The 633-nt window shown below is 71.9% G+C and carries 1 pseudogene; it reads right to left on the minus strand.

The window, feature by feature from the left end:
* Positions 1 to 91 precede the first annotated feature (91 nt).
* Positions 92 to 633: pseudogene (locus ACY45C_RS07745) on the minus strand (hypothetical protein); the annotation flags it as partial.

A 633-nucleotide genomic window follows, 5' to 3' on the forward strand; every position in this document is an offset into this window, starting at 1 on the left:
GACTGGCGGCCCCCGGTGCGGTCCGGCCGGAAAACTATTCTCCGCAGGCTGTCAGTAAACGACGGGCGATCGATGTTCGGTCGAGGCACTCTCACTGCCACCGGGCCGGGCGCGAACGGCCGTGGTGACGTCGATCGCCCGGCCAGGCATCGATGTCGGCCGGAGGCGTCGTCCGGAACGAGCCGGTCCTGTCCTCGCCGTCCGGCTGGTAGGGAGCTGGGATGAGGCCGGACGCGGGGTCGTTGTGCCGGTCGGCTTCGGCAGGCCGAAACGGTTCGAGGGACAGTGTGGCGACGTGGCCCTCCGCTGCGCCCCAGGCCGGTTCCCGCCGGAACAACGCCGGTCGTCCGGTGACGACCACCAGCAGCGGCACGCCGGTCAGGCCGGTCAGGCCGGCGACGAAGCTGGAAAGCGCATGATCGGCCAGGTGGAAATCATCGACGAGCAGGGCGATCGGCCGTTCGCGTGCGACCAGCCGCAGGAACAGTTTCCAAGTGGCCGGCTCGTTCGCCGCGCCGGTCTCGCCATCGGGGCCGACGCCAGGATCGGCGCCGGGTGTGGCAGCCCAGCGCAGACCGTCCCCGCGCAGGAGCCGGGCCACCGTACAGCGGGCGACGTGCCGGCCGGCGACCC

It is taken from the genome of Frankia sp. CcWB2 (genome assembly GCF_977927585.1).